Origin of the sequence: Microcoleus sp. B9-D4 (genome assembly GCF_036705105.1) — a bacterium.
GTDB lineage: Bacteria > Cyanobacteriota > Cyanobacteriia > Cyanobacteriales > Microcoleaceae > Microcoleus.
This window is the reverse complement of sequence record NZ_JAUBTS010000041.1, coordinates 1-25,712: the sequence shown is the minus strand read 5'-3', so window position 1 is coordinate 25,712 and position 25,712 is coordinate 1. Positions and strand designations below refer to the sequence as shown.

27 protein-coding genes and 1 pseudogene are annotated in these 25,712 nt (G+C 45.3%); 11 read left to right on the top strand and 17 right to left on the bottom strand.

Going from position 1 to position 25,712, the window contains the following annotated elements; all coding sequences use genetic code 11:
* Nucleotides 1-100 precede the first annotated feature (100 nt).
* Together QUB24_RS21980 and QUB24_RS21975 are read left to right on the top strand one after the other, a co-directional pair.
* Nucleotides 101-2,872, top strand: a complete 2,772-nt coding sequence (locus QUB24_RS21980) for a DUF3536 domain-containing protein (RefSeq protein ID WP_333155432.1) — start codon at nucleotides 101-103, stop codon at nucleotides 2,870-2,872.
* 677 nt (nucleotides 2,873-3,549) lie between these two features.
* Nucleotides 3,550-3,783, top strand: coding sequence for a ferredoxin-thioredoxin reductase variable chain (locus tag QUB24_RS21975; protein WP_333155431.1), 234 nt, complete (start codon nucleotides 3,550-3,552; stop codon nucleotides 3,781-3,783).
* 92 nt (nucleotides 3,784-3,875) lie between these two features.
* Here the strand turns inward: QUB24_RS21975 and QUB24_RS21970 are convergent, their stop codons facing one another.
* From QUB24_RS21970 to QUB24_RS21955, 4 genes are all read right to left on the bottom strand, one after another.
* Complete coding sequence (locus QUB24_RS21970; protein WP_333155430.1) at nucleotides 3,876-4,109, bottom strand: hypothetical protein; 234 nt, start codon at nucleotides 4,107-4,109, stop codon at nucleotides 3,876-3,878.
* Between the two features lie 327 nt (nucleotides 4,110-4,436).
* Nucleotides 4,437-5,231: a YdcF family protein gene (locus tag QUB24_RS21965; protein WP_333155429.1), complete on the bottom strand. Its 795-nt coding sequence runs from the start codon at nucleotides 5,229-5,231 to the stop codon at nucleotides 4,437-4,439.
* Between the two features lie 126 nt (nucleotides 5,232-5,357).
* The gene (locus QUB24_RS21960) at nucleotides 5,358-5,741 is read right to left on the bottom strand and encodes a hypothetical protein (protein ID WP_333155427.1); all 384 of its coding nucleotides are present in this window, start codon (nucleotides 5,739-5,741) and stop codon (nucleotides 5,358-5,360) included.
* A gap of 29 nt (nucleotides 5,742-5,770) precedes the next feature.
* Nucleotides 5,771-7,330 carry an AAA family ATPase gene (locus QUB24_RS21955; protein WP_333155426.1) on the bottom strand — a complete coding sequence of 520 codons (1,560 nt, stop codon included), beginning with the start codon at nucleotides 7,328-7,330 and terminating at the stop codon, nucleotides 5,771-5,773.
* A gap of 152 nt (nucleotides 7,331-7,482) precedes the next feature.
* Here QUB24_RS21955 and QUB24_RS21950 point away from each other — a divergent pair, with 152 nt between their 5' ends.
* Nucleotides 7,483-8,499 carry an adenosine kinase gene (locus QUB24_RS21950; RefSeq protein ID WP_333155423.1) on the top strand — a complete coding sequence of 339 codons (1,017 nt, stop codon included), beginning with the start codon at nucleotides 7,483-7,485 and terminating at the stop codon, nucleotides 8,497-8,499.
* Here the strand turns inward: QUB24_RS21950 and QUB24_RS21945 are convergent.
* Complete coding sequence (locus QUB24_RS21945; RefSeq protein ID WP_333155422.1) at nucleotides 8,496-8,675, bottom strand: hypothetical protein; 180 nt, start codon at nucleotides 8,673-8,675, stop codon at nucleotides 8,496-8,498. The genes QUB24_RS21950 and QUB24_RS21945 overlap by 4 nt on opposite strands.
* Nucleotides 8,676-8,697: 22 nt before the next feature.
* Here QUB24_RS21945 and QUB24_RS21940 point away from each other — a divergent pair, with 22 nt between their 5' ends.
* The gene (locus QUB24_RS21940) at nucleotides 8,698-9,351 is read left to right on the top strand and encodes a Uma2 family endonuclease (protein WP_333155421.1); all 654 of its coding nucleotides are present in this window, start codon (nucleotides 8,698-8,700) and stop codon (nucleotides 9,349-9,351) included.
* A 120-nt stretch (nucleotides 9,352-9,471) separates the two neighbouring features.
* Nucleotides 9,472-9,723 carry a DUF2281 domain-containing protein gene (locus QUB24_RS21935; protein WP_333155420.1) on the top strand — a complete coding sequence of 84 codons (252 nt, stop codon included), beginning with the start codon at nucleotides 9,472-9,474 and terminating at the stop codon, nucleotides 9,721-9,723.
* An 89-nt stretch (nucleotides 9,724-9,812) separates the two neighbouring features.
* Here the strand turns inward: QUB24_RS21935 and QUB24_RS21930 are convergent, their stop codons facing one another.
* The 5 genes from QUB24_RS21930 to QUB24_RS21910 form a co-directional block, all read right to left on the bottom strand.
* Nucleotides 9,813-10,085 carry a type II toxin-antitoxin system RelE/ParE family toxin gene (locus QUB24_RS21930; protein WP_333155417.1) on the bottom strand — a complete coding sequence of 91 codons (273 nt, stop codon included), beginning with the start codon at nucleotides 10,083-10,085 and terminating at the stop codon, nucleotides 9,813-9,815.
* A complete protein-coding gene (locus QUB24_RS21925) occupies nucleotides 10,082-10,285 on the bottom strand; it encodes a hypothetical protein (protein ID WP_333155416.1) in 204 nt (67 codons plus the stop codon). Before QUB24_RS21925 ends, QUB24_RS21930 begins: the two co-directional genes overlap by 4 nt.
* 40 nt (nucleotides 10,286-10,325) lie before the next feature.
* Nucleotides 10,326-10,508 (bottom strand): hypothetical protein, encoded by a 183-nt coding sequence (locus QUB24_RS21920; protein ID WP_333155414.1) that lies wholly within the window; start codon nucleotides 10,506-10,508, stop codon nucleotides 10,326-10,328.
* 138 nt (nucleotides 10,509-10,646) lie between these two features.
* On the bottom strand, nucleotides 10,647-10,943 hold the full coding sequence (locus QUB24_RS21915; protein WP_333057507.1) for a hypothetical protein: 297 nt from the start codon (nucleotides 10,941-10,943) through the stop codon (nucleotides 10,647-10,649).
* Nucleotides 10,943-11,353, bottom strand: coding sequence for a hypothetical protein (locus QUB24_RS21910; protein ID WP_333155413.1), 411 nt, complete (start codon nucleotides 11,351-11,353; stop codon nucleotides 10,943-10,945). Before QUB24_RS21910 ends, QUB24_RS21915 begins: the two co-directional genes overlap by 1 nt.
* A 254-nt stretch (nucleotides 11,354-11,607) precedes the next feature.
* Here QUB24_RS21910 and QUB24_RS21905 point away from each other — a divergent pair, with 254 nt between their 5' ends.
* Together QUB24_RS21905 and QUB24_RS21900 are read left to right on the top strand one after the other, a co-directional pair.
* The gene (locus tag QUB24_RS21905) at nucleotides 11,608-11,931 is read left to right on the top strand and encodes a DUF433 domain-containing protein (protein WP_333155411.1); all 324 of its coding nucleotides are present in this window, start codon (nucleotides 11,608-11,610) and stop codon (nucleotides 11,929-11,931) included.
* The gene (locus QUB24_RS21900) at nucleotides 11,915-12,250 is read left to right on the top strand and encodes a DUF5615 family PIN-like protein (protein ID WP_333155409.1); all 336 of its coding nucleotides are present in this window, start codon (nucleotides 11,915-11,917) and stop codon (nucleotides 12,248-12,250) included. The genes QUB24_RS21905 and QUB24_RS21900 overlap by 17 nt, the downstream gene beginning before the upstream one ends.
* Before the next feature lie 442 nt (nucleotides 12,251-12,692).
* Here the strand turns inward: QUB24_RS21900 and QUB24_RS21895 are convergent, their stop codons facing one another.
* The 3 genes and pseudogenes from QUB24_RS21895 to QUB24_RS21885 form a co-directional block, all read right to left on the bottom strand.
* On the bottom strand, nucleotides 12,693-12,965 hold the full coding sequence (locus tag QUB24_RS21895) for a hypothetical protein (RefSeq protein WP_333155406.1): 273 nt from the start codon (nucleotides 12,963-12,965) through the stop codon (nucleotides 12,693-12,695).
* A 177-nt stretch (nucleotides 12,966-13,142) separates the two neighbouring features.
* Entirely contained in the window at nucleotides 13,143-13,799 is a 657-nt protein-coding gene (locus tag QUB24_RS21890; RefSeq protein WP_333155492.1) for a calcium-binding protein, read from the bottom strand.
* 282 nt (nucleotides 13,800-14,081) lie between these two features.
* A pseudogene (locus QUB24_RS21885) lies at nucleotides 14,082-15,542 on the bottom strand (choice-of-anchor K domain-containing protein); the annotation flags it as partial.
* 364 nt (nucleotides 15,543-15,906) lie between these two features.
* On the opposite strand from QUB24_RS21885, the gene QUB24_RS21880 reads away from it, so the two are divergent.
* The gene (locus tag QUB24_RS21880) at nucleotides 15,907-17,541 is read left to right on the top strand and encodes an NB-ARC domain-containing protein (RefSeq protein WP_333155405.1); all 1,635 of its coding nucleotides are present in this window, start codon (nucleotides 15,907-15,909) and stop codon (nucleotides 17,539-17,541) included.
* A 269-nt stretch (nucleotides 17,542-17,810) separates the two neighbouring features.
* Here the strand turns inward: QUB24_RS21880 and QUB24_RS21875 are convergent, their stop codons facing one another.
* Nucleotides 17,811-18,791, bottom strand: a complete 981-nt coding sequence (locus QUB24_RS21875) for an ABC transporter ATP-binding protein (protein ID WP_333155404.1) — start codon at nucleotides 18,789-18,791, stop codon at nucleotides 17,811-17,813.
* A gap of 110 nt (nucleotides 18,792-18,901) precedes the next feature.
* Here QUB24_RS21875 and QUB24_RS21870 point away from each other — a divergent pair, with 110 nt between their 5' ends.
* Nucleotides 18,902-19,090, top strand: a complete 189-nt coding sequence (locus QUB24_RS21870; RefSeq protein WP_333155402.1) for a hypothetical protein — start codon at nucleotides 18,902-18,904, stop codon at nucleotides 19,088-19,090.
* Between the two features lie 89 nt (nucleotides 19,091-19,179).
* Here the strand turns inward: QUB24_RS21870 and QUB24_RS21865 are convergent, their stop codons facing one another.
* Nucleotides 19,180-20,109, bottom strand: a complete 930-nt coding sequence (locus QUB24_RS21865; protein WP_333083222.1) for a phosphoribulokinase — start codon at nucleotides 20,107-20,109, stop codon at nucleotides 19,180-19,182.
* Between the two features lie 774 nt (nucleotides 20,110-20,883).
* Between QUB24_RS21865 and QUB24_RS21860 the strand changes: the two genes are divergently transcribed.
* Nucleotides 20,884-22,017 carry an adenylate/guanylate cyclase domain-containing protein gene (locus tag QUB24_RS21860; protein ID WP_333155401.1) on the top strand — a complete coding sequence of 378 codons (1,134 nt, stop codon included), beginning with the start codon at nucleotides 20,884-20,886 and terminating at the stop codon, nucleotides 22,015-22,017.
* A 325-nt stretch (nucleotides 22,018-22,342) separates the two neighbouring features.
* Here QUB24_RS21860 and QUB24_RS21855 read toward each other — a convergent pair whose 3' ends face one another.
* Together QUB24_RS21855 and QUB24_RS21850 are read right to left on the bottom strand one after the other, a co-directional pair.
* On the bottom strand, nucleotides 22,343-23,986 hold the full coding sequence (locus tag QUB24_RS21855) for a GTP-binding protein (protein ID WP_333155399.1): 1,644 nt from the start codon (nucleotides 23,984-23,986) through the stop codon (nucleotides 22,343-22,345).
* A 35-nt stretch (nucleotides 23,987-24,021) separates the two neighbouring features.
* Nucleotides 24,022-25,218, bottom strand: a complete 1,197-nt coding sequence (locus tag QUB24_RS21850; protein ID WP_333155397.1) for an RNA-guided endonuclease TnpB family protein — start codon at nucleotides 25,216-25,218, stop codon at nucleotides 24,022-24,024.
* 233 nt (nucleotides 25,219-25,451) lie between these two features.
* Here QUB24_RS21850 and QUB24_RS21845 point away from each other — a divergent pair, with 233 nt between their 5' ends.
* Nucleotides 25,452-25,706 (top strand): hypothetical protein, encoded by a 255-nt coding sequence (locus tag QUB24_RS21845; RefSeq protein ID WP_333155395.1) that lies wholly within the window; start codon nucleotides 25,452-25,454, stop codon nucleotides 25,704-25,706.
* Nucleotides 25,707-25,712 lie beyond the last annotated feature (6 nt).

Below are 25,712 nucleotides of genomic sequence, written 5' to 3'. Positions count from 1 at the left end.
CCCGAACAGATGCCTAGCTGTAACTCTTGCTGCGTAAGGTTTCAGTTTCTAATTAGGCTGGTTTTATTGTCTTTAACTACTTGAGTGAGGATTTGCCCGCATGGTTTCGATTTCTACTACTCAATCCGATGTGCTGCCTTTGCCTTCGCCAACCGTAACGGCTGCAACCCAAACCAGTGTGGCTGCTGCAACTGGGGTGTGCGTGACGGTTCACGGTCACTTTTACCAGCCACCCCGGGAAAACCCTTACCTGGACGCGATCGAACGCCAAGCCAGCGCCTCTCCAGCCCACGACTGGAACGAACGCATTGACATCGAGTGCTACCGCCCCAACGCCTTTGCCCGCATACTCAACGATCGCGGCGAAGTCGCGGGGATCGTCAACAACTACGAGTATATGAGCTTCAACATCGGGCCGACCCTGATGAGCTGGCTGGAACGCTACGACGCGGAAGTCTACCAGCGGATTCTGGAGGCCGATCGCAAAAGCTGTCAGCGTCTCAACGGTCACGGCAACGCGATCGCCCAAGTCTACAATCACATCATCATGCCCCTCGCTAACGAGCGAGACAAATATACCCAAATTCGCTGGGGGATCGCAGATTTCCGATCCCGGTTCGATCGCGATCCCGAAGGAATGTGGCTCGCAGAAACCGCCGTAGACTACGCCACCCTCGAAGTTTTAGTCGCTGAAGGCATCCGCTTCATTGTCTTAGCCCCCTCCCAAGCCGAACGCTGCCGCCCGCTAATCGGGCAAAACCACGAAGGGGAACTAGGGCAAAATTCCGAATGGCACGAAGTCGGCGGGGGTCAAATCGATCCGACTCGCCCGTACCGCTGCTATTTGAAACCAGAAATGCGGTTGATGGCTGACCACCAACTCTCGCCGCTGAGCACTCACTATTTTGGTCGCCAGCACTCCCAAAATTCTGCAGCCCCAACTACCAACACTCCCTACATCGATATCTTTTTCTACGATGGCCCGATCTCGCGGGATATGGGCTTCAATGACGTTCTCAGCAGCAGCCACCACTTGGCCGGGCGCTTGGGTCAAGCAGTGCGGGGAGACCACCGACCGGCTCAATTAATCTGCGTGGCGACGGACGGCGAAACTTTCGGCCACCACAAACACAGTACCGAAAAATGCCTCGCCTACGCCTTCACAGAAGAGTTTCCCCGCCGCGGCTGGACGGTGACGAATTTTGCTCATTATTTAAGTCAAAATCCGAGCGCTTGGGAAGTGGAACTCAAACCGGTGACGGCCTGGAGTTGCTCTCACGGGGTCGATCGCTGGCAAGATGATTGCGGCTGCGGTGGTGGCGGCGGATGGCACCTCAAATGGCGCCGCCCTCTGCGGGATACTCTGAATTGGCTGCGCGATCGACTGATTCCCATTTACGAAGAAGCGGGGCGCAAACTGTTGTGCGATCCCTGGAAAGCTAGAGATGAATATATTGAGGTTATCCGGGATCGATCGCCCGCTAACGTTGACAGTTTCCTCGAACGCCATCAAGTGCGCCCCCTCGATGCCGGAGAACAGGTGGACGCCCTGCGACTGCTGGAAATGCAGCGCCACACCCTGTTAATGTTCACTAGCTGCGGCTGGTTTTTTGAAGAAATCTCGCGGCCAGAAGGCGTGCAAATTCTGCGCTACGCAGCCCGGGCGCTGGAATTGGCGGGGGAAGTTACCGGCGTCCAGCTAGAAAAGGAGTTTGTCGCTCAACTAGCCCTCGTACCCAGCAACGTTGATTGTTTCAAAACAGGGGCCGAAGTTTACCGCCAACTAGTGGTGACAGCCCAAATTAGTCTCCGACAAGTAGCCGCCCACTACGCGATCAGTTCTCTGTTTGCCAAATATCCCCGCGAACAGCGAGTTTACTGCTATCAGGCCCAGCAGCAAGATTTCCAAATTCAGCGCATGGGCTCGATGACTCTGGCTGTGGGTCAATTGCAGTTAACCTCGGAAATTACGCGGGAAACAGAGGTTTATGTGTTTGCTGCGTTCCACCTCGGCGGCTGGGACTTCCACTGCTGCATTCAGCCTTTTGGCAGCCGCCGGTCTTACACTATGCTGAAAGAGCGGTTGTTTGGAGTTATGCAAGAAGCTTCGGCGGCCCACGCGATTCTGGAAATGGTGCGGCTGTTTGGGGATCAGTCCTTTAGCTTGCGGGATTTATTCGCTGAGGAACGCCACCGGATCGTGCAGTTGCTGAGTCAGGAAAATTTGACTCGGTTGGATCAGCTTTACACTCAGGTTTACCGCGAAAATTACGGGGTGATGATGGCGTTCCACCGAGACGAGTTGCCGGTGCCGATCGAGTTGCAGGTGGCTGCTGAGGTGGCTTTGGGACATCGCTGTTTGACGGCGGCCAAGGCCCTGGAACTGGAAACGGAGGATGTCGAACCGCTGCTGGCGGAAATTGAGGCGATCGCAACTGAAACCGGCCATCTCCGCTGTCGGTTGAACGTTCCCGAAGTCAAACAAATTTTGGAAAAGATGATTTGGCGATCGCTAGACGCGCTGCTGCAAGCAGGATCGGGGGCGGAGGATCTCTCGCCTGTCCAGTTAGAAGCTGATATCCGCACGATCGAGCGTTTGATTGCTGTGGGCGATCGGCTGAGTCTGGGTTTGTGTTTGGACAAATCGCAGGAACTGTATTTCGATTCTCTGTACAGTCAAATTGTGCCTCTGTGTTTGGGCTGGCTGCAACTGCAAGATGCCTCGGCGGGCGAGAGTGTGGTCGCAGCCGTTGCCTTGGGGATTGCAGGTTCCGGCGCCGGCTGGGACTTGTCTTCGATCCGGCAGTTGCTGGAGTTGGGTCAAACCTTGGCCGTTGATGTTGAGTGTTGGTTAAATCAGTTAAGTAAATAGTTTCCCGATTAGCCTGCATCAATTCCCGCCCTTGAGAATCCGCCCGATCAAGCTTGAAAGGCCGATCGGGCCTACGGGTTCAAGGGAGAATCATCGACATTTCGGTTTACGTGGATCGCGGCGGGCGATCGAAGCACCGACAGAGAACCGCCAATTTTGTTTAAGTTTTCGCTCTACTTATGTGGGAAGATAAACAGACTGTCCCCAAAGCGTACAGGTGTTCTGCACTTGCGCGCTTTGTAGAGTTTGGAAGAAAGAACACTAAGTTTAAATTTGTCAGTAACCCCGGTCTAAAGACACGGGGCTTGTAAGAGAAATCTGGCAAGCCATACTGACCAGACTAAGGCTTAATTGCCTACGTTTTGAGAGTCACGACACCCTGTGGATGCGTAGCTAGTCCCCTGCTCTGTCATCTGCAATTAAACAGTTCTAAGGTCACTGGAACAGTGTTGCAGGTCTAACAAGCTCTCGAAACATTGTCGAAGCTAACATTACCCCATTCATGGGAGGCACAACCCGTGCAAAATACTATGCGTACAGGGCTCTTAAGTTTGAGGCGGTAATTGTCCCGTTGAAAGTGCAACACAAAAGCACACCGAGCCAACCAGTCCCAAGGCGGTAGTCAATCAAAAATGTAAAGCCGTCCTAAAAGGACGGGGTTTCTACCCATTTTTCTGATGAAAGTTGGCGATCGCGTTTGCATTAAAAACTCTGTTGTTGTCTACCACCATCCTGAAAATCGCAGTCAACCATTTGATATTAAGGGTATGGAAGGAGAAGTCGTGGCGATCGTTCACGAATGGCACGGCAGACCTGTCAGTGCTAATTGGCCGATTCTAGTTCAGTTTGACAAAAAATTTAAAGCTCATTTCAAAGAAGATGAGGTTGAATTGATCTCTTCTGAAGTCTAGCTGTTAGATCCCCGACTTCTTAAAGAAGTCGGGATCTTGGGGTTCAGTTTTTTAAAGTGGGATTAAGTTAATATTCGTAAATTATTTAATCCTTAATTTTTCGACCGTCTGCGGCTGAACCAACCTAAAATATTCCAATCTCCCTGCATTTTCTGCAATTCCTGCTGATGCTGCTTGGCTGTAGCGTAATACCACTGGCAGTGAAGTTCTAGTTCTTGACGGTACTTAACTTCATCGTAAAACTCGCGGACAATTTGGTGTCTCTGAAAAATTTCGGCCGCGGGAGTCGGTTCTGGGGCAATGTTTTGCAACTCGTGGGGCAGCATGATTGTTTGGGGGCGACTGTGGCTAATATTGGCTTTAATGACTTTAAGCTAACACACTCAATCGATTTTAGATTTTAGATTTTAGATTTTAGATTTTAGGTTTTAGATTTTAGGTTTTAGATTTTAGGTTTTAGATTTTAGATTTTAGATCGTATCCGTTTGATTTAGAATCTTATCTGATGAAGTTTTGTAGGGGCCGGTTCGCCCAGATATTTGATAAGTATAGACAAATTATATAAACCTGCCCCTATAATTGGGATGCAACCGGATTGAATATTGGTTTAAATTCTTCAATCTAAAATCTAAAATTTAAAATCTAAAATTCTGTTAAAGCCATCCCCGCAGACGATAAACGATTAAGCCGATGTATTCTTTCAAAGCTTTAGTTGACTGGTTTAACTGATAGGTGTCCGGCAATAAATCCAAGGCGACTGCTTGCCAATTGCTTTCGGAGGCTGCGATATCCTGCTGCGTTATTTGAAAGTCTGTGGGTGCGGCAATTGCTTTTATTCCCTGACGCTGGAAAATTAAGAGCGATCGGGTCATGTGCATAGCCGATGTCACTAGCAAAACCGGCCCTTTTATAGCTTTAGCATCTAAAATTTTCCGCACGTTGACGGCATTTTGATAAGTGTTGTGTGAATCGGGGTCTTGCAGAATTGCTGATGCCGGTACACCAATTGTTTGGGCAATTTCTGCCATGTCTGCCGATTCGGGAGAGCCCCCGCCTTTCCAATCTACTCTACCGCCGCTGAGAATTAACCAGGAAGCTTTGCCTTGCCGGTAAAGTCGGGAACCGTAGATTATTCGATCGCCCGCTTCCGCTAATTCTACCCAAGGACGGGGAGGTAAAGCTGCTTTGACACCGCCACCCAAGACGATAATCGCTTCAGCTTGGGGGAGTTCGGCGGTTGGTAAGTTTTGCCATTCGAGCGATCGAACTAACGATTTTGAAACCCAACCGCTACTTCCGAGGAGTAAAATAATTAGAGCCGCAGCAATTGGGGCCGCCGCCCATTTGGGACGCTTCCAAAGTGTGATTAAAGCCGCCATCATTAACAGGCAACTCAACCCCAAAGGATAAATAAACAGCGGCAGGAGTTTCGATAGAAATACAAACATTCACTTGGGAATTTGGCATTGGGAACTTGTAAGCTCGCGTAGCCGAAGTATTGGGTATTGGGCCCAGGGCATTAGTGACTGTTAACTGTTAACTAATGACTAATCACTAATGACTAATAACTAAAGCTAGCGACGATCCTCTGGTCCAGATAACCAGCCAAAAAATGTAGCAGCATCACCCCTAGAGGTTTTGCTATATTTATGGGCGTCCGTTTGCACTACTTCTTTATTGAGGATAGCATCCGAGGTTTTGTCCTTGGAATTTACATTCGGGTTGAGTAGTAATTCGTTGTGCCACCAAGCGACAATTAAACCTGCTGCCACGCCACCAATGACACCAAGGCCAAGACTCAGGGGCAGCGTAGATCCTACTAAGCGAAACCCAACGGTAAACAACACAAACCATATCAGCGCGGGGCTAAAGCCCTTGGAGTCTCCGGTAAATTTTGGCATAAGCTGCAACTTTTTTTTGTAATAAAACAGAAAGATATTTACAATATTAGCAGACAATCAAATTGCCAAGGGCGATCGAACTGCAACTACTCCCCACAAATCTCGTTTAATTGTACCTCTAAGTCTTGCAGGGTATCTACAATCTTTACAGAAATTTGCTCTAATTCTGTAAAAGGTTCAAAAGCTGCTTGCTGCGAGCTCAATAGTTCTGCTGTCGCGTCGGCAATATCGCCGCGGCGCTGTTGCAGTCGTTCTCGCAATACTTCAAGTGGTGCGGTGCAGTAAATGATTTGCAGGGGTAAGCCGTGGGATTGAGCCTGATTAATCGCATCGGTTCTCCAGTTTTGGCGATCGAACTTTGCATCTAAAATCACATCCCAACCTCGGTCAGCCAGAATTATCCCCAACTCTAACAATCTACCATAAGTCTGTGCCGTCATTTCATCCGAGTACAAATCTTGCCCCCCGCGTTCATTTAAAGGAATGCCGCCTAAATGTTTCCGAACAGCATCGGATCGAATGTGAATTGCCCCTGTGTGGCGAGCCAAATATCGAGCTGCTGTACTCTTGCCAGAACCCGACAAACCAGACATCAAAGTTAACTTTCCCCGGCGCGGTTTTGTGTATTCCCAAGCCAGTTTATAGTAATGAGCTGCTGTCTGTGAAATATCTGCTTTTTGAGCTGTTGAAATAGCGGGATCGTCCAACATTAACGAAGTTACTTTCGCTCTAACATAAGCTTGACGACTCAAATACAAAGGCAACAGTTGCAGTCCTTCCCAATCCCCTGTTTCTTCGATATAAGTATTGAGAAAAGCATTGCCTAAGTCTCTGCGCCCCCGCGATTCCAAATCCATTACTGTAAAAGCGATATCGTACATGACATCAACAAAGCGGAAAGGCTCGTTAAATTCAATGCAGTCGAACAGCAATATTTTATCTGGCCACAATGCTATATTCCGCAAGTGCAAATCTCCGTGACACTCGCGAATTTTATTATTGGCTATCCGTAGGTTGAATAACTCTTTATTATTCGCAAAAAATGCATCAGTATAATCTTTATTTTCCTGATACTGTGTCTGAGTTTGCGGCCCGCCGATATATTTTTCCGAAATCCGGTAATTGTTGTTTATTGCTGTGCGAATCTGACTGACTTCGCCAAATCTGCGAATGTAGCTATTACTAATTGCCCTGCTGTGAAAATTGGCAACCTCCCGCCCTAAGTCTGCCATAATTTGCTCGGTCAACAGTCCGCGTTCCAACAAACTGAGCAACAGCGAATCTTGAGTAAATTCTCGCATTTTCAGCACATATTCTACAGCAACTTCAGCCGGAGTTATAGCAGGTAAGCTCCTGCCAAAGTGAAAAGAATCGCCCCTTTTAAGAATTGGCAAAACTTCTAGATAAATTTCCGGTGCAGTGCGTCGGTTCAGCAGCAATTCTTCGTTGCAGAAATGCTGCCGTTTCTCTAAAGTTGAATAGTCCAAAAAGCCAAAATTGACTGGTTTCTTGATTTTGTAAGTATAATCTCCTGTCAGCAGGACAAAGGAAGCGTGAGTCTGAATTAGCTGCACTGGTTCTGTCACCCCGTGCGGGTAAAAACCGGGCTGCAACATTTGCTGAATCAGACGTGGGAGACAAGTCATAGCGATTTTAGATTTTAGATTTTAGATTTTAGATTGGGGATTTGGGATTGGGAATTTTAGATTTTAAGTTGGGGAGTTTAGATTGGGAGTGCGGATGTTGACTTTAATCCGATTTATTATAGAGTTGATAGTTAGTGTCAAAAAAAGCAGCGATGACAGAAAATAATCAAGAATCTGGTTCAGTGGACGTGTTTGGCGTAGGCAATGCCCTTGTAGACATCCTAGCATTGGTGGAAGATGAATTTGTACTCGGCCACGGGCTGAATCGCGGCGGGATGACGCTGATGAATTCGGAAACCCAGGGGGGTATTTTGCACGATTTAGAGCACAATTCGCTGCAAATGCGATCGGGGGGTTCGGCGGCCAATACGATGATTGGTTTGGCTCAGAGCGGCGGTAAAGCGTATTATTCGGGGAAGGTTGCTAAGGATACTAACGGCGAATTTTACCGCCAAGATTTGCTGGCGGCGGGGATTGATTTTAACGTGCATCCTGCTGCTGAGTCGAACGGGCCTACGGGTACTTGTGTAGTGCTGACTACGCCGGATGCGGAACGCACGATGTGTACTAATCTGGGGGTTTCTACTACTCTGGCGGCGACTGATATTGATGTCGATCGACTGGCTCACTGCAAGTACAGTTATGTTGAGGGCTATCTGTGGGATGCTCCAGACCCGAGAAAGGCTAGCATTGAGACGATGGAACAGTCTAAGCGTCTGGGCGTAAAGGTGGCTTTTACTTTTTCGGATGGCTTTTTGGTCGATCGATTTGCTGATGATTTTCACAAGGTGGTTTCGGAATATTGCGATGTAATTTTTTGCAATGCTGATGAAGTTCGGAGCTTTTTTAAGGAGGAATCTCTGGAAGAGTGCGCTCGGAAAATGAGCGATATTTCGGATTTGGCTTTTATCACTAATGGGGATAAAGGCTGCATGGTGGTGGAGAACAAACAGATTGTTGATGTGGCTGGATTTCCGGTAAAGGCGATCGATACTGTGGGTGCTGGGGATGCTTTTGCGGGGGGTGTTTTGTTTGGAATTACTAACGGTTTAAGTTCTACACAAGCGGCTCGCTGGGGCAATTTCTTGGCTTCTAGGGTGGTGCAGATTCATGGGCCTCGGCTTGAGGGTTCTCAGGCTCATCTTTTGAATGAGGTGATTTCTGGTTAGGAATTGAAAGGGGCGATCGCACTTTTTTTGTTAAGGGCGATCGCACTTTTTTTAACTGCTTCCATAGCACGGGCGTCTCGCCCGTGCCACAGTGGAAATGAGTCACTTCCATAGCAGGCGTCCTGCCCGTGCCACAGTGGATGCAGATGGGAGAAGGGTGTGTTAAAATCAATCAAAGCTTAACTAATTATACCTGCTATGGTAACAACCACATTGACTCCTCCTATACAAAGTAGCGAGGAAAAACTAATTACTTTGACAGGCATTAAATGGTCAACATTTAAAGCGATAATGTCTGATGTCGGCGACGGTAGAGCGTGGAGAATTGCTTATGCTGAAGGAGTTTTAGAAATCAGAATGCCATTACCGAAACATGAAAGACCTAAAGTCATGCTGGAACTATTTATTGGAGCTTTAGCAGATGAGTTAGAAATTGAAGCTATGAGCCTCGGTGCGTTGACTCTGGAACGGGAAGATTTAACTCGTGCTATTGAACCGGATACTTGTTTTTACATTCAAAATGAATCTTTAGTTAGAGATAAAGATGAAATTAATTTACCTGCCGATCCGCCACCGGATTTGGTAGTCGAATCAGACTACACGAGTTCTTCTTTGAATAAGTTCTCAATTTATGCTTCTCTGGGGGTTCCTGAAATCTGGAGATATCGCAATCTATGTCTTCAAGTGTATCAATTGGTTGAGGGTAATTACGAAGAGAGGGAGAATAGTCTGGCTTTTCCGTTTTTGCCGATCGCCGAAATTCCTGGTTTGATAGAACAAAGTAAAAGTATTGGACAAAGGGCAGCGGTGCGTTTGTTTCGGGAAAGGATTAGGGAAGTTTTGGCGCAGTGAGTTTTGGAAAAAGTAGGAATGGGCGATCGCTCTTTTTGAAACCCAGATGAAAACTGACACGAAAAAGCCGATCGCTATTGCTAAAATAAAATTTAACGACTGTTGATTTCTCACCAGATTATGACTATCATTGAACAGATTTACGCGATCGTCAAAACCCTTCCCGAAAACCAAGCTAGCGAAATTCTCACTTTCGCTGAGTTTATTCGTGCCAAGTACCTGAATGAGAACCAATCCACCGACACAGTAGATTTTTTAACTCCTTCGACAGAATTGGTTTATTCCCTAGCTGGAACATGGGCCGAAGACTTTCCTACTCTGGAACAGATTCGTGCGGAGTCGGGGGAAGACATCTTGCGGGAGAGCTTTTAGATGTACATTTTGGATACAAATACATTAATTTACTATTTCAAAGGACAAGGACAAGTTGCCCAAAACATTCTGCCATAGTAAAAACAGCTTTATGGTGGAAAGTAGCGATAAATATCTTTCCGGTGAAGCACCCTGGCAAAAGTAAGAGTTTCGCCATCAAAATAAAAACCTATTCGATAGTCTCCAACCCGAAGCCGATACGCATTATCCTCACCTTTCAATTTTTTTAAGTTAACAATTGTTTGTAAATCATTACTATTGGGAATTTCCGCAAAAGCAAAATCCTTGATTTGCTCAAACACAGGCGTACTTTTAAGAGCTTTTAAATCTTTCAAAAAACTGGGTAGATATTCGACTTTCATTCTGTTTCCAGTTCTGCAAGTGCTTGCTCTAAATTTAACGGGTTTTCATTTTTTACTTCGCGCATAGCCTGGAGAAGTCCTTTATCTTCGATCGCTTCTAGGAAATACTGATAGTCGGTATAATCTAGAATAACTTGACTAATGTTGCCTTCGGCATCGAATATCAATTCTTTAGCCAGTGGATAGTCTTCTATTTTCATACACTTTTATGGTGAGATGAGTTATGAGGGAATGATGCTTCTATTTTAACAGCGATATCTCAGAACCCGATGAAGTGCGATCGGGTATGTTGGCTATTGGGTCTAATAAAATTTGTCCGGCTTCGTTGACGAGAACGCGATACTCTGTTGACTTGGGTTCGAGCTTTAAACTGAGGTGTCCTTGTGGATCTGTGCTGATTAAGTTTTTCAAAATCCAAAACATATCTTTCAGCTATTATAAAGTTGGGTAAAACTCGGTTGGTTGAGTTTTACTTAATTATAACAAATTAGATGTTGTTTGTCTATTCGGATTTTAAGGGCGATCGCTCTTTTTCTAACCACAGATGAGCGCTGGTTTTTGTCAATTTTGCAGAATGTATTGACTGATAATATTTTTGAGTTCTTGAGGAGCTTCTTTGGCAATCGCCGCTCCTAAATCTGGACGCACAACCCACCACCAAACCAGTTGTTCTAAACGAGCGGGAGGATTTTCATTAGGACACAATTCGATCGTACTTTCATTGACACCAATAATGTTAGCACAAAGGTCATTAGCAATGCTAACACGAGCGTCTAGATTTTCAAACTGTACGATGTCTTGCCAGCTAATTTCATTGGGAATAGAATTGAGGATTGATTGGATATCTAGAGTCAGCATTAAACTGTTCCTCCGAAAGCTATAATAACTCTAATGCCAAAGTCTTGTTGTTCTGCAAAAGATTGAGTGCTGAGCCACCCTCTCACGGTTAGAGTATTCGTACCTGTTAATTCTGGTTGGACGGAGTTGTAGAAATTGGTAATTTCCTGATGAATTGACCCAGTACCGTGTTCTAGCCGGACGAGATTGCCTGTATTGTGTATTGCTTCTGCCCCGAATCTCTGTAAATTTGATGTTGTTTGCCCAACTATATGATGCCACGCTAACCCCGCTCCTGCCACCCCGATCGTTCTTTTAAATTCACCAAAAGTTTGAAAGCCTTGTCCGGGTGTTATGGGTGAGATGATTGTCCTTGATGCTAGTTCTCTAGCTAGTCGTCTCGCTATTTCTCGTCGAGTTTCGTCGGTCATTTATGCGAGTTAGCTTTCACTGCTGTGATTTAATTTTATCATGGATGAAGGGCGATCGCACTTTTTGTCGTAAGGCCGATTCCCTTCGGGATAGCTTCGCTTCACGTACTTTTTAGCAACCGAAGATGAAGGCGGATGAACGGCGAGGGATTAAGGACGATCGCTATTATTCAAAATCCCAAACTATCGAGCTTGTAAAAATATCTATTTGGGCTATAATAGTAGTATTTTTGAATCATACCTAATAAAAAATCATGGTAACAACAGTAAGCGTAGAACACATTGAAATGACACCGGGAGTACGAGGCGGGAAACCCCGGATTGCTGGGACGAGAATCGCCGTACAAGACGTGATGGTGATGCACCTAAAAATGGGTTATTCTCTTTTAGAAATTGCCACTAAGTACGATCTGCTTGTAGCAGCCGTTTATGACGCTATGGCTTATTATTACGATCATCGCCAAGCAATTGACAGAGAAATGGCAGAAGATGATGCTTTTGTGGATGAATTTATGCGTCAAAATCCAGGTAGGTTACAAGCAAAAATAAAGGAATTAAAAGGTGAGTCTGCGAATTAGGTTTCATTTAGATGAGCATATCGATCGTGACATTGCTAGGGCGTTACGTCTCTATGGCATTGATGTGACGACAACGGTTGAAGCAGGATTAAGGACTAAGATAGATGAGCAGCAGTGGTTGTTTATTCAACAACAGCAGCGAGTGCTTGTCACTCAGGATCGAGACTTTCTAGTTATGGCTGGTATGAGCAAGGATCATCCTGGTGTGGCTTATTTTAAACAGGGGAGTCGTTCGATCGGACAAGTAATAGAAATGTTGATTTTGCTATATGAAATTTACACACCGGAAGATATGGTCGGAATGGTAGAGTATTTGTGAGGGCGAAGGGCGATCGTACTTTTTAGCAACCGCAGATGAAGGCGGATGAACGGCGAGGGATTAAGGGCGATCGCACTTTTTGTCGTAAAGGGCGATCGCACTTTTGACCAACCGCAAATGCAAGGTGATGAACGCGGATATATGGCCACTTAAGGATGAGGCGTAATTGCAATAACTGTAATAAGTCCTTTCTCCGGGCCATAATACCATAAAACTCGAAACGCTGCTGGGGTTTTGTTTTCGACTTATGCCTCAAATACTTCCTCTTCATTAGGCCCAGATAATGTATCGTATTTATGAGTTTTCAAGCTGGGATGGCGTAAATTAGTTGCCATTAATCCAAGTGTTTTCAGCACTTTATTGTATTTTTTGGCATCGAGTTCCTGAAGCTTAACTAAGCTATCTCTAGCTGATGAAGAAAATTATATCCGAAAATTTATTCCTATTCAATCTCCAAATCGGCATATTCAGAAAAGTCACCCAAATCATGTACTTCACCTTTAGCTGCTTGGGCGAAGCCGCACTTAACGGCGGCTAATACTTGGGGGTTTTGCCACAACCACTGTTCGCGATCGGGTATGTTGGCTATTGGGTCTAATAAAATTTGTCCGGCTTCGTTGACGAGAACGCGATATTCTGTTGACTTGGGTTCGAGATTTAAACTTAGGTGTCCTTGGGGATCTGTGCTGATTAAGTTTTTCAGAATCCAAAACATATCTTTCAGCTATTATATAATTGAGTAAAACTCTATAGGTATAGTTTTACTCGATTATAACAAATTAGATGTTGTTTGTCTATTCTGATTTTAAGGGCGATCGCACTTTTTGTCGTAAGGGCGATCGCACTCATTAATATTGCTATGACAAAACTCTTGGGCGACTTTCCCAGAGCATCATCCTATCTGGGTGATTGGGTCGTTCAGCGGTATAGTAAACAAGGAATTTTTCACAATATCTGGCGACGTGTTGATGACTACACCAAAGATATTTGTATACACACCAAAAATTGCATTTGTTTCAGTGTATTGAATAATGGTGTCTGGAGTCCCATCTTGATTGACATCAGTAGGCGTGAAGGTGAGAATATCTATGGGTACGCCTCCATTGATGCCAATACGATCGCCCTCGCTAGCGTTGAAGTCAATTAACCAATCAGCAGTGGCAGCATTGGTTTCTTCTGTACCTGTGTCTGTTCTCAGGATAAAGATATCGCTTCCAATACCACCAGTAAGTCGGTCTGTTCCCCTTTCGCCGATTAAGATATCCTCTCCATCATCGCCGAAAATTTGATCGTTACCTTTTCCTCCCCGCAATAAATCATCACCAACACCTCCTGAGACGAAATCATTACCTTTATTGCCAGCGAGAATGTCGTTACCATCCTCTCCTAAAATGCGATCGCCACCTTTTCCTCCCAAGAGGTAATCGCCACTCGTACCACCTTCTAGAGTGTCAGCACCCTGCCCGGCTAATACCACATCTGTTAAAGAAGAGCCGATTATGCGATCGTCACTCTCCGTTCCTAGCAGTCCTCCTGGATATTCAGCCATGACTGCTTCGGTAATCTGAAAGGTTGAATTTTGCTCGGCTGAGGCTTTTAAGTTTTGAGCAACTCGTGGTGGCGGAAAAAGAACGCTAGATACATTAGCAGATAAACCATCCAACAAGCCTTTACTAAAAGTCGCTACTCTGCCATTAAAATCATTAACAGTCTGTCCTATCTTATTTTTTATATTCCCTGGTAGCTCTTTTATTGCCTCAATTGTTCCTTCCGCTGCTTCTTCCAGAATAGATACGGGTTTAATTTTAGCAATCAATAGAGCATCAGACAAACGTTGTTCTGGGGTGTCAAAACGCCCTAGTGTTGTTTTGCCACCATCCGTCGAAAAGCCTACTAACTCAAGTCTATATCCTGAATCTCCGAATGAGCCGGGAAACTTAATGATCTCTTGAGAAATGCCAGTATCGGAAAAACGGAGTATATCTCCATCTTTAACAGGATCGCCAGTTGTGTTTACTGTAGTAGTCAAGTTAAATGAGAAATTAAAAGTCTGAGCACTAGGTACAGGATTAGTGAGAGACAGCGTGACATCGAGAGGGAAATCACCTTGAGGTTCAGAACCTTGAAGCGTAATTCCATTGCGATAAGTCAGATTGCCAAGGTTGAAAGGAATGTCACTGGCTGTACTAATTCCCTTGGCTTGACTAAATTCCTGGTCGTTACTAAATTCATTACCGTCACTTCCTCTACCATCAAACTGCACATAGCTCTCGGTGTCTCCCTGACGAGGCTCTCCTAAAATCTTCTTATTTTTCTCGTTGTCAAAAGTGCCGGAAGTTGATCCTTCAAATAGAACCTTAGTGGTGTCTACATCAATTCTCCCAGTTTCTGAAGAGGTTAATCTTAAAGAGTTGAAGTTTGAGCCATCTGACTGAGGAAATACATTTCCTTTAATTAATTGTGTGTATAGTTCCGTCGCGTAGCCGTGATTATCACTAATGGTGATAACTTTACCTGGTTGAAGAAAAGTATTAGGATTCACAAAAAAATCCAAGTCCCCTATTAACTCATCAGTTCCTAAAACATTGGATGTATGAAGGACAACAACTCTTTTAGCATCATCAGGATCTAAGCGATCGCTGGGTGGTGCTGATTCCACAGCAGGCAAAGGGACAATGTTGAGTAAAGGTTCGGTAAATCTCGTTTTCCATGTTAGTTCCCTGTCAAAAGAATCCAAAGGAACAATAATACCAAATGCAGCTGGATCTAGAGCTGTAATTCGGTCGATTTATTTGCCTGTTAATTCTTTATACTTAGCACCTGCAAAGCCTGATACCTGACCACCTAAACTGTGACCAATTAGTTCTGTTTTGTTAGGATCTATACTCTGCTTAACTAGAAACTGTGCTATTAGATTACCTGCCTCTCTCGTATTCTGTGCGGCAGGACTGTAAACAGGAAAGCCTTGAAGTTGAAAACCTTTAGCCCCTTCTTCCCAATCTACTAAAATAATGTTTGCATTGGCATTTTCTGGTTGACTTCGCAGAGCTTTAGCTATCTCTGATAATGAAGCCGCATAATTATTACCCTGGTTCCCCCCAGTATTGGTAAAACCATGACTGATTATATAAGTTTTTTGATTGGTGTCTATGTTTCTAATGGGTTGATTGCTGGGTACTGATACAGGAGGGTTTAAAAATATAGAACCATCTGTTCCCTGGATGGTAAGAATAGATGCGACTATTTTATCCTCATCCTTATTACCCCATATATTGAAATTCACATCAAACATAATTCCATCTCCTCAAAAATATAGTTGCGTAAAAACCAGCAAAGCCCGCCTAGCAAGCTTTCCTAAATATCTATCAGGGCCTTCATCTGCTTTTTATGCAGATCGCCCTATTTTTGTAACAAAACTTTACATTGCTCCCAACAGCAGATAAGCTGTATCCCCGATCGCCCGCCAGATGAACCGTCAAACGTAGCTGAAAACCAAACACATCATTTCACAATACTCCACAATCCTGAATCTGTATAGGCTTAATGGCTCACAATTTGGCTCAACATAAAAGGCTCATTTGGCTCATTTGGCTCATTTGGCTCACCAAATCATGTAACATGATTTACTAAGGCAGAGTTTCCGTAGAGGAGTAGCAATGGCAGGTTTGCTCAGAGCATCCGAAGAAGGGCTAAAAATCATTGACATGGTAAGACGCAATCTCGGATGGAATAAAGCAGATGAGCTCTGGTGTCAGGCTGCTCTCACTTCAAAAGCAACTTTAAAGCGATTTTGGACGCAGCAACCAATTAGACGAGAGACTTTTATACACATTTGCAAAGCTGTAGGTGTGAAAAACTGGCAAGACATTGTTGCGCGAGAAATTCAGGAACCAGAATTACTATCAGCCGCGATCGCAGATATCCCTCTCGAATCCCAAAACGATCGCACTTTCCCCCTCCCAGAAAACTTACCCCCCGTCAGAAATTGGGTACAGCGCACCAAAGAAATCGAAATCTTAAAAACTACCATCGTTAACTCAGATATCACCGCCATCTCAATTGTCGGATTACCAGGCATCGGCAAAACCACCCTCGTCAGCCAACTAATTCGCCAAATCCACACAGAAAATACCCCCTTCACCTGCGCCGCTTGGCAATCCTTGCAATCTGCAACAGGCAAAGCACCCCCCTTCGATCGCACAATTGACTCCCTGCTATTCACCCTCTCCAACGGCGACATTACCGCAGCCGTCAATGCTCAAAATGACTATTTCAAAAAAACTGAAAATCTGCTCAAAATCCTCAGAGAAAAACCTTGCTTGCTCGTTTTCGATCGCGCCGACACACTTTTGAAAGCAGGAGAAGCCAAAGCCGCTGGTTATTTCGCCGACGATTGTGCAGAATATGCTTGGTTATTCAAACAACTATTAGAAACAGAACATCAAAGCAAAATTATTTTCACCAGTCGCGAAAGCTTAGCCGAATTGCCGTCAACAGTCACCCGCGAAATCCAGCTAAACGGATTGGATCGAGATGCCGCAGTTGCCCTATTGCAATCTTTTAATCTGACTGCAAATGCAGAGGAATTAGCCGAAATGGGCGATCGCTATTCAGGACATCCCAAAGCCTTACAACTCGTCGCAGCCTTGATTCGAGATGATACCGAGTTTCAGGGAAATGTCGGGATTTTTCTGCACCAGAGAGACTGGTTGCTGATTCGAGATATCGAAAGAGCGATCGATGAAATGATAGCGCGTCTGGGCGACAGCGAGCAAACTTGTCTCAGCCGAATTTCTGTCTATCAAACCTCAGAATATCCGCTATCTTTGGCCGGGATTAGCGCTCAAATGCCAGAAGTTAGCAAGTATGAACTTAAAGAAAATATTATTCAGGCACTGAAGCGCAGGCAATTGCTATATTACGATCGCCACCTCAAATCCTATCACTTGCATCCCCTAGTCCGAGAAAAGGGCGAGTACCTGCTAAATCAAAATCCTGAAAATCTCCGTACCGCCCACAGCCAAGCCTATAGTTATTATATTAGCATTCCCCTCAAACCAAAATCGGAATGGCAAGATATCGAGGATATTAAGCCCCTAATCGGATCGCACTATCATGCTTCTCAAGCAGGAGATTTAGATGCAGCAAATGCGATTATTTCTGAAGTATATGAGTATTTGCGTCAGTGGAATTGTGCAGAGTTAGTATGTGAAAATCTACCGTTGCCATTGTTAACGGAAGTAAAAAACATTAGTCTTTCAGATGCGGGCAAGATGCCCAATCCACAATAAAATTAAACTTTTGTGGAACGGGCATCTTGCCCGTTTTCTTATGATTAGTCAGGGCGGGCAAGATGCCCAACCCCTACTCCCCACAAGAAACTTGATGTGCTGTGGAACGGGCATCTTGCCCGTTTTCTTATGATTAGTCAGGGCGGGCAAGATGCCCAACCCCTACTCCCCACAAGAAACTTGATGTGCTGTGGAACGGGCATCTTGCCCGTTTCTATAAGTCAGGGCGGGCAAAATGCCCACCCCACAAAAAATCAGATATATGGACTTCAACCACTAGAATAAATCCCTCTTTCTTGCAGTTGCTGCATAAAAAACTCTTCCAAAGTAGGCTTAGCCAAATTCATGGCAATTAGCTGCCCTCCCGTACCACTCAGACTAGAAATAAACTCCTTCGGCTCGCCCTGCAAATGACCGTACCACAAATCATCATCAACTTCCATATCCGGTATCCACTTTTTCAGGATATTCAAGTGGCCGCCCCTACCTTCAACCCGGTAAGTTTCAGTATTACCGAGGAGTTCGTCGATCGCACCAATGCAGATTAACTCACCCTTCGCCAAAATTGCCACTCGATCACAAATCTTCTCCACATCAGACAATATATGCGAATTAAAAAAAATTGTTTTTCCTTGATTTTTTAGCGATAAAATTATCTCCCGCATCTGATAGCGTCCCATCGGATCTAAACCCGACATCGGCTCATCCAAAAATACCACATCTGGATTGTTAATCAAAGCTTGAGCCATGCCGATCCGTTGCAGCATTCCCTTAGAATACTGGCGCAACTGTTTTTTAATTGCCGCCGATTGAGATAGCCCAACTAAGTCTAGCAAATTCGGAATTCGCTGCCGCTGAATTGAGGGGGGAATTTGAAATAACCCCGCGGCAAATTGCAAGAATTCCCAGCCCGTGAGATAATCGTAAAAATAGGGATTTTCTGGCAAGTAGCCGACTCGCTGCTTCACCGTGCGATCGCCCAAAGGCCTTCCCAACAGCAGCGCGCGGCCAGAAGTGGGACGCACTATACCCAGCAAAGTTTTCAGCAGCGTAGTTTTCCCCGCTCCATTTTGCCCTAACAACCCGAAAGTTTCCCCCTCAGAGACAGTCAGAGTGCAATTTTTCAGCGATTCAATTTTTTCATTCATCCAGAAGCCGGTACGGTAGAACTTCCCCAGATTAAATGTTTCTACCACTGGGGTAGCTCCGGGCATCTCGGTGGGATTTGGCGCATCTATAAGAGGTTCCATTTTTGTCAGATAAATAACTAGCACCTGATTATATTCTATTGCATAAGTTAAGTAATAATTGCTATTTTTAATGTTAAACTAATATTAGCTGTAGTTAAAATTTGCTGAATATGGATCGTTCAAAAATTGTTGCTATTATCACCGGCGTGATTTCTATAATTTTAGCAGTTGCCTATCTGCTGCTTGTCACCATCCTCGACTTCCGAGGCGAAATGCTGCCCGCACCTCAAAGTCAGTTGCCAGTCTCGATGCCACTTCAGCAATTAGGCACTGCTAATCTGACTTTGCGAGTACATTAGTTATTGGTTATTGGTTATTGGTCATTGCAATAACCAATAACCAATAACAACCAACAACTGCCAACCAACAACTGCTAACTGCCAACTAACTAATACACATGAATTGCTTTCATCATGTGATATGCAACTAGCAACTGCGTCAAAGCTAGCGGATAACTTTGCAAAACTTCACCAGTTGTGCCGATCAGTTTGCCAATTTCCGGGTTGCCTTGGGCGGAGCAAAATCCCCGCAGGTGTGGCAACTCGCTACACAACATCATTTCCAGTTCGTTTACTTGCTCGCTGGTAGCGTGGGAGTCTACTTCCAAAACGTCAACAGGTTTGCCCATATCCCGATCGAGTCCCAAGCGAATTGCAGGTTTAAAACTCTCGCTGCCTCGACCTAAAATTTCAGTAAAATCAGGGTGAGGAATTGTCGGTCTGAGCACTAAACGGACGCTCAAATTCGATTCATTGTCCGCTTCTGGCGGGTAAAAACTAACTACAACGTCGGCTGATTTGCGCTGAGGACGAATGAAGTCTTCAGAGTCGGGTTCGCGTTTTTTTATTTCTGCAAGCACCTGTTCTTCAGTATAGCCGCGCTTCATGATATCGCGCTTAACTTTCCACTGAGTTCGCAACTCTTCGGGAGGAGCAAGATACACTTTTACGTCGTAAGAATCGCGGATTGTTCGGGTTGCGTAACCCAGCAAACCTTCAACTATGACAAATTTGCTCGGCTTGATGTATTCCGGTGGGTCGAATGTACCTGTCGTGTGGTTGTAGATGGGTTTGAGAATTGCTTGTCCGGTACGCAGCAGACTGAGATGTTGCTGCATGATGTCGAGGTAATTGCAGTCGGGATGCAATGCTGTGATTCCGATTTCTGCCCGCTGCTTTCTGTCGTAGCGATGATAGTCGTCAGTGCAAATCACAGTGACATTTTCTGGCCCCAATACTTGGGCAATTCCCCGCGTCAGGGTGGTTTTGCCCGCTGCGCTGTCTCCGACAATACCGAGAATAATTGGTCGATCGCTCATTGTTTTTACCCGGACGCACAATAGCAAATTTTGTTGTCAATCTTACATCTTATCAAAGTTGTGTTCGATCCGATCGCTCGGTTTGACAATCAAGCATCCAGGATACCCGCCACGTGATTCATCCGTCCAGAAATAAAAAACCTGTATCCGATGAAACTTGCCGAACGTATTTATCTCGCGCAAGTCAATGCTTCAATTCTAAAATCTAAAATCTCAAATCTAAAATCGATTGACTTGCTCCCCCCGGAGTCTCCCCCATCTGTAAAAATATTGTTATATTTCTTAATATAATGCGGCACCGCAGACTCAGGGAGCATCTGATTAAAAAATCACGCCCATTTCTTACCGCCCACAATGTCGATCGTACTTTTGAATCCAGCTCCGCGTCAGAATTTCGGGAAAATTACCCCTGCAAAGTGTCCGGGTAGTCTCTTTTGTCTTTTGTAGTGCAAATTGCAGCGGTGGGCTCGTGGGATATTTTTGGTTTCAAAACCGGCCGCAAGCAGTGAATCAATTCGCCAGTCAATCAATCGATGCGGAGGGCGATCGAATTTATCCGCAATATAAAATTTTAGCCCCAGCTTTCGCTGTTTTGACAAATTAGTATAATAAATTTGACTTGAGGAGGCAATCATGCAATCACAAACCTGTTTTTTTTCCTCTTGCTTGCCTTCAGCAATGCGTCTTTCCGTGAAAAAAATAGGTTTGGACGCACCCGTGCGTAATTTATAAATTTAAACAAATCTTAAGTTTAACTAAGCCCGTAGAAAGCCGATGAATCAACCATCTTCAGAAAAATTAAGGGGAAGTATTTTAATTGTGGACGACAGTCTTAACAATTTATTGTTACTGGAGCTGATCTTATCCAGGAAAGGCTATAAAGTAGAAGCTGCATCTAGCGGTCAACTGGCACTCGATTCTGTGAATTTGGCTCAGCCTGACTTGATTTTGCTGGATATTATGATGCCCGATATGGATGGCTATGAAGTTTGCAGTCGCTTGAAAGCGAGCGATCGCACTTGTGGCATTCCCATTATTTTTCTGAGTGCTGTGGTAGAAGCTTCTGAGAAGGTGAAAGCCTTTAATGCTGGCGGGGCGGACTACATTACTAAACCTTTTCAAACCGTAGAGGTGGTAGCTAGGGTAGAAAATCAATTGCGACTGCGGGAACTAGAGTTGCAACTGAGGGATAAAAATCTGATGTTGCAGCAGGAAATAGCCTATCGGGAACAGGCAGAAAGGGAAACGCGGTTGCTGTTGGAAACAACCAAGTCTCAGAAAGAAAAAATTGAAGAATTGCTATTAAATATTTTGCCTAAAGCGATTGCAGATCGCCTGCAGGAAGGGCAAAGCATAATTGCTGACAGCTTTTCGGATGTCAGCGTTTTATTCGCCGATTTGGTGGGATTTACGAATTTTGCATCTCAAAGAAGTGCGGCCGAAACTGTGAAAGTTCTCAATCAAATTTTTAGTCAATTTGACGAGTTATCGTTACGGCACGGTTTGGAGAAAATCAAAACTATGGGTGACGCTTACATGGTAGTTGGCGGTTTGCCCGAACCGCAGGAAAATCACGCTTGTGCCATTGCCCAAATGGCACTAGATATGCAATCTGCTGTCGCTAGCTTCAATGTCCAAAACAATCACAACTTTAGTCTCCGCATAGGGATAAATATTGGTGGGGTGGTGGCGGGAGTCATTGGTTTAACTAAATTTAGTTACGATTTGTGGGGGGATACAGTAAATGTTGCTCAGCGGATGGAATCAAGCGGTATTCCGGGGGAAATTCAGGTGACAGATGCGGTTTACGATCGTTTAAAAGATAAATTTTCGTTTAAAAGGCGCGGTGCTGTTGAGATTAAAGGTAAAGGAGAAATGATGGTTTATTTGTTGGTAGGGCGAAATTAGTTATTAATCATTAGTCATTAGTCATTAGTCATTAGTCATTAGCTCATATCCAATTAAACAGAACTTACCCATTGGGGGTGAGAAACCCGGTTTCTCCGATTTTTTTCGATTCGGAACGAAAAATCTCCGAAGAAACCGGGTTTCTGAGGTCGCAAGTGCATCCAAGACTATTAAATAGACATAAATTTTTCAGAGCAAGCCGGTTGATGAGCGTAACTCCTATGAATGAAAGATTGTTGGTGAAACCCGCCCCGACTGGATTTACATTTGTGGCAGCGGACATGATACAATGACTAACGACTAATGACTAATGACTAATGACTAATTACCACTCATCGTTGCGTTTGTTGCTGTAAGTTTCCCAATCGTCTTGTTGCGGCGGCTGATACAAGGGTTCGGGTTCTATTTCTGCTTCCAATTCCGCTGACATTTCTAATTCTGGTTCCGATTCCTGCTGATAAATGTTCAGAGGTTCGACAACGCGGGCGATCGCATCTTTGACAAATGCTTTGACAAACTCGTCTTTCCGATTTAACTGAAACTGCCTTTGCACGACTTCGGCGATGCCACCATCGCCCCAATCTTGGTCATGGCGGAAATATTCAATAAAACTTTTACCGGCAATTCGGGTTAAATAAGCGGCACTGACTGCTTGAATTGCTTTGCCAAGTACAAACCCGGCTACGCTTAACTGCAACGCCCTTGACACTACTTGAATTACGCCTTCAACTATTCCCAAACTTGCTAGGGTTTTTGCTAGAGACAATGCCAATTCTTTGGCGCGATCGATATTTAATTCGCAGCCGTAAATCTTAGCAATTTCTACTACCATTTGAGCGTTAACTGCTGCTGTCGCTAACAAATCCACAACAGGCAAAGGCGTTACGGCAATTACTCCGGCTCCGATCCACTGAAATCGCTCTACTGCCTTATCAGCTTGCCGCCTTCTTTGAGCGTCAATTAACTTGCGCGCTTGGTCTCCCAAGTGCTGAGATTGCAGCAAAATATTGTCCGCAATTAAGTCTTCGCCTTCGGCTCGCAAAATCGCAGCGACGCGCCGAATTAATGGCATAATATCCGGGTCTGGCTGAAAAATTGTGCCGTCTTCTAGTACAACTTTTTGCGGATTGGCGCTAATGGCTACTACATCCATTGCTGATACAAAACCTTTGACTCGCTGCCGCAGCCTAGTGAGAATTTCATCTCTGTCGGTGTCGGGATAAAGGTCAACTTTATTAAAAACCACGATCGACCTTTTGCCAATTTCCGCCAAAGTCCGCAGCGGTTCGTACTCGGATTTTCGCAAATCACCGTCCAAAACAAATAAGATCAAATCTGCCCTCGCCGCCAACTGCCTCGCCAATTCCTCTCTGTAAGTGCCCGCTACTCCCGCTTCCAAGATGCCTGGGGTATCGGTAATTGCTAATTCTCGATCGATTCCTTTCAATGAAAGAGTGTAAGTTTCCCCAACTTCGGTAGTTCCCATCGGCGCGCCCACCTGTCCCGCCATCCGCCCCACCAACGCATTCACAGCGGAAGTTTTGCCCGCAGAACCGGTGCCGAAAACAACTACTCGAACGCTGCCCCTAGCCATGCTAGCTTCAATTTCGCGGGCTCTCAACAGCAAAGCTTGCCGCGCTACTTCATCTTGAATGCGATCGACTTGTTGCCGAATTGCTTTAAGATTTTCCGAAGCTGCTTCACTTTTCACAACAGGAATCTTCGGAGTAATCGGTCGTTTTCCCTTAACTTTCTGAGGGCGTTGCAGCAGCCTAAAATAGTAAAACAGCGCAAAAATTAGGGTTCCCAAAAGTACAATTATCAGGAAAATCAGCAAATTAGCCAGCAGCGGAGAAGCAGACCACGCAACTTGACTGTAAAGCCCTGTTAAGGAACTCACCAGCCCAATAATCAGCCCCAGGGCGAGGCAGAAAGCAGCAATTAAGGTTAACAGGCGCGGCAAAGGCATGAGGGGAGTGGCAAATAAAAGGGTTATGCTGTAAACTACCCGACACTCATGCTTTGCATAGAGTGCGGGCTTTCAGTAGCCCTCAAGACAACTTCCTGCAAAGAGCAGGACATTATCTCGGAACCTCCCGGCAGGTTTACGATCTGCCCCAAAGTAGCAATATTTCTTGCTCCATTCACATCGGCATCGCCAATCCATCCGCATCGCTCATTCAGGCACTCAAACCGCTTACCTTGGCGATTGCCAATCACCTTGCAACAGTGACAAGTTTTGGAGGTATAGCGCGGATCAACCAGTCTTACATCAACGCCAAATTTCACGCCTTTATAGGTCAGGAATTGGCGCAACTGGTAGAACGCCCAACTATTGCTGCGTCTCCGTTCTGTTTTAGACCGTGGCAGTTCATTGGTACGCTCTCTGATTCCGGTCAAGTCTTCCAGGGTAATAGCCTGATTTGATGTCTTGGCTTGCTGGATCAGTCGATAGCTGATGGTATGGTTCAGCCATGTCTGGAATCTCCGTTCTCGTCCACTCAACCGTTGCAAAATCTGTCTCGCCCTTCTACGAGTAGACCTTGTGCCTTTGGACGCTTGACGCTGTAACGAAGCCCGTACACGGCTATATCTGTCTCTGGCTTGTGTTACCTGTTTGCCACTGAATTTCTCTCCAGCAGATGTACAAGCAATGTCTGTGCGTCCCAAATCAACACCCAAGACATCATCAGTCTTTTGTTTCTCTGGTGGCTCAGACTCAAGCTGAATGTTCAGATAAAAGCTACCATCGTTGCGCTTTACCAAAGTTGCCGTTTTGGGGTCTTGTCCTTGCAGCAAGTGTTTTTGGTAATTACCAATGTGCAGCTTAAACTTTTCTCTGCCCTTCAGCATGGTCAAGCTGACCAACCAATCCGATTCGCCGAAGGTGAAAGTTCTCGCGTCGTAAGTGGCAGAAGTGGGGGCAAACTTCTTAACGGGCTTACCCTTTTGCTTTGCCGTTTTGCGATTAGCGCAAACTCTACGAATTGCGTGAATCGTCATTTGAGCAGACAGCCCAGAATGTGATCGCGCTTCCTTGTAAATCCAGGACTGAACAGCAATCTGATTCGTCAGCTTGTCGGGTGTATGGGTGTTCACGTACTCACAGCATTTTGCAAAGGCAGTCAGTACCGCATTCAGCTTTTCAACCTGCTGCTGCGATACTTCCAATTTGCAAGAGACTGTAAGAACTTGGGACATTTTCAATAAGTGAAGTTTTGCTGTTGTTATTGTAGCGTATTGGCAGCTTTCGGGGTATCGAACCCCTCAATTTGCCGCGCATTCCTCCCGACACTCACCTTTCAGGTAGAGTGCGGGACTCCTGCTGTTCTAGTTGATTTTTACATTACGCCGATAGTCATCAGTCATGGCAAATCTCAAATCTCAAATCTCAAATCTCAAATGGCGAAGCGCGCGTTAGCGAAGCCCGCCCCTTGTATCTTAAAAGAGTGAGGACGGTCGATCGCCACATCAAACAGGTGATCGCCACATCACACAGGCGATCGTACCGACAAGTGGGCGATCGTACCGACAAGTGGGCGATCCTACCGACAAGTGGGCGATCCTACCGACAAGTGGGCGATCCTACCGACAATCAGTCGATCGAGCCGACACTCAGGCGATCATACCGACTTTCAGGCGAGCTTACCTTCTTCTTGGTAAATCTAAAGAAACAAGAAAGTTTCTGACGCTTG